Origin of the sequence: Actinomycetospora straminea (genome assembly GCF_028737255.1) — a bacterium.
Taxonomy (GTDB): Bacteria; Actinomycetota; Actinomycetes; order Mycobacteriales; family Pseudonocardiaceae; genus Actinomycetospora; species Actinomycetospora straminea.
Window position 1 is genome coordinate 1 of record NZ_JAQZAN010000053.1, and the last position, 1,332, is coordinate 1,332.

Genomic DNA, 1,332 nt, shown 5'->3' on the forward strand with positions numbered 1-1,332 from the left:
GACGCTCCTATGGTTCGTCAAGTCTGTCGGGGGTCGGCTCGAGCTGGCGGTAGAGCTGTCGGGCGATGTAGCGCTTGAGGCAGCGGCGGATTTCGCGGTCGGTCTTGCCCTGGGCCCGTCGACGGTCGGTGTAGTCGCGGGTGGGCTGGTGGTAGCGCTGCCGGGACAGGGCGATGGAGTGCAGGGCCCGGTTGAGCTGGCGGTCCCCGGAGCGGTTGAGCCGGTAGCGGACGGTCTTGCCGGAGCTGGCCGGGATCGGTGCCGCGCCGGCCAGCATGGCGAACGCGGCGTCGTCGCGGCAGCGCCGGGGATGAGACCACGCGGTGAGCACGGTGGCGGCGTTGATGGGGCCGACCCCGGGCAGCTCGAGCAGGTCCGGGCGCCAGTGGGCGACGACCTCGCGGATGTCCTTCTCGTGGGCGGCGGCCTCGGCCTCGAGGACGCGGATCCGGCGGGCGAGGTCGCGCAGCACGGTGAGCACGGTGGTGACCTCGATGTCGCCGCTGCTGGCGCCGGGGCGTAGCCCGGCGGCGACCTCAATCAGGGCGCGGGTGCTGCGGTGGGTCCGGAACCGGGCCCGAACCTGCTCGGGTGCGGTGATGACCAGCGCGCGCAGCTGGCGCTGAGCGTCGGTCGCGGCCTCGACCGCCGATCGCCGCGCGGTCAGCAGGGCCTGCAGCGCACCGCGCGATGCTCCGGACTTGGGTCGCGCCAGCTGGGTGCGGGCCAAGGCGTCGCGCGCTGCCCGCTCAGCATCGAGCGGGTCCGAGCGGCGGCCCCCGCGGCGAGCGGGGCGCGCCGGACGGTCGAGCTCGACCACGACCTCACCCGCCGCGGTGAGGTGACGGGCCAGACCCGCGCCGTAGCCACCAGCGCCCTCGATCGCGAAGGCGCGCAACCCGCCGTGGCGCTCGGCCAGCTCCAGCACACCCTGATATCCCCGCGGGTCGGCGGGCACCGTGACCGTCTCGACCACCGCGCCGGTCGAGGCGACCACGACCGCGGCGGTATGGGTCTCGGTGTGGGTGTCCACCCCGATGACGTGCTCGACCAGCTCTGCCAGCATGGACATGCGTTCTCCTGACGCGTGGACGCGACTGTGAACGCCGGTCCGGCCGGAGCACGGGCAGGACTGTGATGGGACACCCCGAGCGCCTACTCGGGGGTCAAGCTCCTGATCAGGCCACCACTTCGGTCGGGCCGGCACCAGCAGCAGCAGTGGACATGTCCCATTACAGGCATCACGCCAGTCAGACCACGAGTCACACCGCCGCCACCGGTCACCACCCCATCACCAGGTGATCAGGACGGCGGGCCCACCCTCACAGTCAG

The 1,332-nt window shown here is 72.7% G+C and carries 1 protein-coding gene; it reads right to left on the reverse strand.

Annotation, left to right across the window (positions count from 1 at the left end):
- Window positions 1-7 precede the first annotated feature (7 nt).
- On the reverse strand, window positions 8-1,072 hold the full coding sequence (locus tag PH190_RS30555; protein WP_274235316.1) for an IS110 family RNA-guided transposase: 1,065 nt from the start codon (window positions 1,070-1,072) through the stop codon (window positions 8-10).
- Between the last annotated feature and the right edge of the window lie 260 nt (window positions 1,073-1,332).